Here is a 5,865-nt window from a genome sequence, read left to right on the forward strand (position 1 = left end):
ATACTATAAGAATTAAAAAAATATAAATTCATAAAAAAAATTAAAATCTAAAAATTTTTTTAAAATTCAAAAAATAATTGAATTAAATAAAAGTTAAACCTTAAACAAAGATTTAATTTAAAAATAATTAAATTATAATTACCTTTTTATTAATAAAATATTTTAGGTGATTATATATGAATAAACTAAAATATACAATTGAAAAATTAAATAAAGAGTATGCTGGTCAAGGAGCTGCAGAATATATCTTATTATTTGGAGGTGTTATTGTAATTGCAATAGCTGCAATACTAATTTACAAATCATACTTCCAAAATAGTGCTAATAAGTTAAATGCAAGTTCTGATATGGATAAACTTAGAGAAAACATTTCTGCATAATATATCTACAATAAATATATGATTAAATATTTAAACATAATTAAGTAGAAAAAATATAACAATACTAAAATTATGTGATTAAATGAATATAAAAAAGGATAATAATGGACAAATAAGTTCAGAAATGATTTTATTAATAGGTTTAACTTTAGTATTTGTTTTAATAGTTGGTGAAATAGTTTTTAAATTAAACAATCATATAAATACTAAATTAAAAAATCTTATTGAAATAGGGCGAAATACTACATTAAATAATTTATAATGGATAATTTCGTCCATTATTATATTTAATAAAATCAATATAAAGCTAAAAATATAGAATTATTTAAGAATAATAGATTAAAAAAAATAAAAATAGTTCTTTTAAAAAAAATAAAATTTAGACTAAAAAAAATAAAATAAAAAATAAAGTTTGATTAAACAAACTTATATTTTAAATTTATTCAACTAATTTTCCAAGAATACTTTTCCATGAAGGAGATTGAATATTATCTAATTTCATACTGTCACGTTTGACAGTGAGTAAATGTTGTGGACAAGCTTTAGCACATGCTCCACATAAAACACAATGACTTGGATCAATTGAAGATTCATTATCAATAATTTCAATTGCATTACATGGACATACATCTTGACATGCGTGACAAGTTTCACCTTTACATACTAATTCAGGATCTCTTAATACTTCACCAACAAATGGTTTGTTAACTTTAACAGCATCTGCAGGACATACAGATTCACACCATCCACAGTTAACACAATTTTGTTCAATAAAGATAGTACCTGTAATTTTAGGTTTTTCAATTTCTTCTTGATGCATGCATGTTGAACAAACTGCTTTAATAGCATTTTGAGGACAAGCTCTTTTACATACTTGACAATATACACATTTATCTTCGTTGATTTCTATAGTATCTGGAATTCCAAATTCGTTATTTGAACTAATTGTAATTGCTTCAGCAGGACATAATTCTGAACATACTTTACAATAAATACAATCATCTTCATTAACACTAATAGTACCAACAAGTAAATCATTACGATCTGGTAATTCCCTTTTGAAAAATATAGAATCTCTAGGACATGCTTCTACACAATTTTCACAGTATAAACAATCTTCATCATTTATTTCTGCACCATTATGCCATACTGGATAACTTCCAATATTTGAAATAACTTCGCCGTCAATTTCTAAAGATAAAGCATCAAATGGACAAGCACTTGCACATAATCCACATAATACACAATTATTTGCATTACAAGAAATATAGTCCATTTTTAATAAACCACGTGCAATAGGTACAATAGGGCCTAATCTTAATGATTCAGTAGGACAAATATCTGCACAAATTCCACATCCTACACATTTATCATTATTATGAATTAATTCCCTATTTTCAATACCTTCTCTTTTAACAAGGGACATGAAAAAAACCTCTTAAATTTATTGTTTAGATATAGCTTGATTAGGACAGTTTTGAATACATAAATCGCATTCATCACATTTACTATCATCTACTGCTACATCACCATCGACATCAGTAAGGGCGCCGGTTTCACATAATTTAATACATAAACCTTCACCTGGACAATTTTGAATATGTCCACATTTATCTGCATCTATAATAATTGCCATTAAATCACCATAAAAATTTTTCTTAATAATAGATATAAACGAAGTGTATATATAAACATATCGGTTTTAACTTAAATATAAAAAAATTAATCTAGAAGATTGCCTTTCTTATCAATTTCACCATTACGTATTCTTGTAGAAGATATTGGAATATTGTCATCTGCTAAAACAAAACTCACAACAACTATATCCAATGGTTTCATAGATTTATTCTTACGAATTTCATTAATTTCAACTGCTGTAGGTTCTGTTTCTTCAGTAACAACAATAGCATCAAAATCTTCTTCGTAAATACTAGGGCCATACTTATCATCTAATTTACATAAATGAAAATTATCATAATCTTTAAAAAAATTAGATAAATTCTCCATACGTACTTTACATGGATCAATATCACCCTTAAGGCCACCAAAAGCATCAGAAGTAACCCCTATCTCAACAAAATCACCTAATTGAAAAGCAGTTTCCAACAACTTCCTATGACCATAATGAAACTTATCGAAAGTTCCACCAACAACAACTTTTTTATATCTCTTATTAATCATAAAATCCTTAAATCTATTATTAAAATTAGTATGTAAATCGCTTTATTTAAATTTTTATATATTTAAATAAATAGCTTATGAATTAATAAAAATATAAGAAATATAAAAATCATAAAATAAAAAAATAAATATAATAAAGTTCTTATATTAACGAATTATAAATTATAATCATATAAATTGCTTTGAATATCCATTACTATTTTTTAATTGATTTAAAATTGAAAAAACCACTTTATAAAATCCATATCATGGAAATAATGGTTCTCCACTATGAAAAGTAAAAGGAAGATGTTTATTATTCTAAAAGTCTCAAACCCTTCTTTAATATCTTTAATAATATTAATATCCATTAATTTTATATATTTATCAGAAATCCAACAATATTTACAGTTACCTGGACAATTAAGTGTTAGTATTATCATTACATAAAATAGTATTTTATCACTATAAAAAAATAATAAAGTTTGTTTTTAAAAAAAAATATTTAAACTAAAAATAATGGTTTAAAAATAAAAAACATAAAATCATTTTTAAACAATACAATAAAAAAAACCAAAACAAAATAAAAAACCACAAAACTTATTCTAAACAATACAATAAAAAAAATAGACTTAAATAAAATAAAAAGAAGATTTGAAATTAATAAAAACAGAAAATAAATTTCAAATCATGAAAAACAAATTCTTAATTAAAATAAATAAAAACTAATTATCAACATCTTCATATTCATAAGTAGGTTTTAAAAGAAACATAATATTTAATGATGCAAATCCATCTTCATAAACAGGATTAATCTCAAAAGTAAATTGATCTAACCAATCAATAAGATTAATTAACTGTTTAGAGTTAATACCAATATTAAGATATATCTCAAAACCTTCTTCAAAGAATTTAGTTTCTTCTCTTAAAAATATACCTTGACCATATAAATTATATTCTAAATCTAAAATTGCATTTTTAATTTCTTGAGAATCAGAATTAATTTTACCAAGGTCTAAATCATGAATAACTTTAACTAATTTATCTGGAAATTCTTCATCATATGGAAAATTTTGCTCTTCATATTCATTCATAGTGTCAAAATCTTTCATTAATTGAATTTTTTCTTCATCAGTATACATAACAATCACATTTTATAAAATAAATTAAACATAAAACAATTAAATTAAATAAATAAAAGAATATATTAAAGAAATTAACTAAATATTCTTTTTAATTATAAATATATATCATTTAATTACATTCATTGAATATATTCTATATAATTAATATCAACTTTTTTAAAATATAATAAAAAATATCCTATTTTTTTAAATATAACTTATAAAATTAAATAAAACTTTTAAGATACTATATAAATTAAATAAAAGTTTTAAAATTTAATTAATCCCTTTTAAAAGTTCTTACAATTTTATCTTTACAAATATTTAAAAGTACACCAACACCATGAGTTACAGGATCTTTTGTAGAACCATCAACATCATAACGTACAGTAATAGGTACTTCTTTTATTCTAAAACCATTTTCTGCAGCATCAACAAGCATTTCACTTTCAATACCAAAACCAGTATCTTTAAACCTAAAACAATCACAACATTTAGATGAAAATGCTCTAAAACCACTTTGTGAATCAGTTACATTACAACCTGCAGATATATTAGTAGCTTTATCTAAAACCTGTTGACCAACTCTTCTATATGCTGGAGTGTTTTCTTCAGGCCCATTCATATATCTACTACCATTTACAAAATCTGCTTCATCATTAATAATAGGCTCAATTAATTTAGGAATTTCATCTGGATTATGTTGACCATCACCATCAATTGTAATAACTATATCATATTTACCTTTAATCGCTTGAAAACCTGATTTTAATCCTTCACCTTTTCCTAAATTTTCTGCATGAGTTATTACTTCTGCTCCTGCAAGTTTAGCAATTTTATTAGTTGCATCAGTACTTCCATCATCAATAATTAAAACATTATCAACATATTGTAATGTTCTTAAAATAACAGAACCAATTGCTACTTCTTCATTAAATGCAGGAATTAAAGCTATTATTGATTTATCCATTAAAACACCTATATAAAAATTTAAGTTAATAAAGTAAAACTTAAAAATCTAACTTAATTATAAAATTAAAACTTAATAAAAAGTAAAAAACCTAAAAATCTAAATATTAAGAATTAGATTAAATAAAAAATTAAATAATTAATAATAAATTTATTCAATTCTATAATAATCTTTCATCCATTCAACTGTTTTTTTAATACCTTCTTCAGGTGTAACTTTAGGATCATGTTTTAAATCACGAATTGCTTTAGAACAATCAACTGTTTTTACTTTAGTTGTAAATGGTTCTGGTGGTGTGTAAGTTACAAGAGAATCATCTTTTCCACAAGCATCTAAAACAATATCAGAATATTCTTTAATATCTTTTTCCCATTCAGGTTTACTACCTACATTATAAACTTCACCAGGAATAAAATTATCTACAATATTAGCAAAAGTATTTACAGTATCTCCAACATAATCAATGATTCTTTTATGTCCCATATGAACTGAATAAGGTAAATCATGTAATGCTTTATAAATAAATATTGGAATAAAACCTTTATATGGAGAATAAGCTTCATGAGGTCCATAACAATTTAAAGGTCTTACTCTAACAGTTTCAGTATCAAACATAGAAGCAGAATTCATAACCATTAATTCTCCAGCCCATTTACTAATAGCATAATCATTCATTTGATATGTTTCATTAATTGGATGTGTTTCCATAAGATCTTCAGTAATTATTCCTTTATAATCCCCATAAACTTCACAACTTGAAAATGAAATCATTCTAAAACCAAGTTTTTCTTGAAGTCTAATCATATTTTTTAAACCAATAACATTAGTTTCCCAGAGATTTTCATAGTATGCTTCACCATTCCAACGACCATATTCTGCTGCTAAATGATAAACATAATCAAATTTATCATTATCTTCAAATATTCTTTCTATTTGACGATAATTTCTTACATCTCCTCTTACATAATCAGAATATTCATCAGAATATAAATCTGCTTCATCTTCATGATGTAATAAATCAACAGATAATACTTCATGACCTCTACTTCTAAGTTCATTTACAAGATTAGTACCAATAAATCCTGCTCCACCAGTTACTAAAATTCTTTGAGTTTCCATTTTATCTTCCAATATTAATTAAATTATTATAAATTTTTCAATTAAACAAAAAATATTAATTTAAGTAAAAATCAACATTTTTCATAAAAACATTAATTTAAAGAGTTAATAC

8 protein-coding genes are annotated in these 5,865 nt (G+C 23.8%); 2 read left to right on the forward strand and 6 right to left on the reverse strand.

Translation table 11 applies throughout. The features are described from left to right. The first annotated feature begins 176 nt into the window (after window positions 1-176). Together BGI41_RS06255 and BGI41_RS06260 are read left to right on the forward strand one after the other, a co-directional pair. Window positions 177-380 (forward strand): class III signal peptide-containing protein, encoded by a 204-nt coding sequence (locus tag BGI41_RS06255; protein ID WP_088539580.1) that lies wholly within the window; start codon window positions 177-179, stop codon window positions 378-380. Window positions 381-462: 82 nt separating this feature from the next. Further along, a complete protein-coding gene (locus tag BGI41_RS06260; RefSeq protein WP_088539582.1) occupies window positions 463-642 on the forward strand; it encodes a hypothetical protein in 180 nt (59 codons plus the stop codon). Between the two features lie 177 nt (window positions 643-819). Here the strand turns inward: BGI41_RS06260 and fwdF are convergent, their stop codons facing one another. The 6 genes from fwdF to BGI41_RS06290 all read right to left on the reverse strand — a co-directional run bounded on the left by fwdF (window position 820) and on the right by BGI41_RS06290 (window position 5,753). Then, entirely contained in the window at window positions 820-1,806 is a 987-nt protein-coding gene (fwdF, locus tag BGI41_RS06265; protein WP_088539584.1) for a tungsten-dependent formylmethanofuran dehydrogenase subunit FwdF, read from the reverse strand. Between the two features lie 18 nt (window positions 1,807-1,824). Then, window positions 1,825-2,016 carry a 4Fe-4S binding protein gene (locus tag BGI41_RS06270; RefSeq protein ID WP_088539586.1) on the reverse strand — a complete coding sequence of 64 codons (192 nt, stop codon included), beginning with the start codon at window positions 2,014-2,016 and terminating at the stop codon, window positions 1,825-1,827. Window positions 2,017-2,102: 86 nt separating this feature from the next. Then, window positions 2,103-2,561, reverse strand: coding sequence for a phosphopantetheine adenylyltransferase (locus BGI41_RS06275; protein WP_088539588.1), 459 nt, complete (start codon window positions 2,559-2,561; stop codon window positions 2,103-2,105). Window positions 2,562-3,265: 704 nt separating this feature from the next. Next, window positions 3,266-3,682 carry a hypothetical protein gene (locus BGI41_RS06280; RefSeq protein WP_088539590.1) on the reverse strand — a complete coding sequence of 139 codons (417 nt, stop codon included), beginning with the start codon at window positions 3,680-3,682 and terminating at the stop codon, window positions 3,266-3,268. A 262-nt stretch (window positions 3,683-3,944) separates the two neighbouring features. Further along, window positions 3,945-4,634 (reverse strand): glycosyltransferase family 2 protein, encoded by a 690-nt coding sequence (locus BGI41_RS06285; protein WP_088539592.1) that lies wholly within the window; start codon window positions 4,632-4,634, stop codon window positions 3,945-3,947. A gap of 150 nt (window positions 4,635-4,784) precedes the next feature. After that, window positions 4,785-5,753, reverse strand: coding sequence for an NAD(P)-dependent oxidoreductase (locus BGI41_RS06290; protein WP_088539594.1), 969 nt, complete (start codon window positions 5,751-5,753; stop codon window positions 4,785-4,787). Between the last annotated feature and the right edge of the window lie 112 nt (window positions 5,754-5,865).

Origin of the sequence: Methanobrevibacter sp. 87.7 (assembly GCF_002208625.1) — an archaeon.
Taxonomy (GTDB): domain Archaea; phylum Methanobacteriota; class Methanobacteria; order Methanobacteriales; family Methanobacteriaceae; genus Methanarmilla.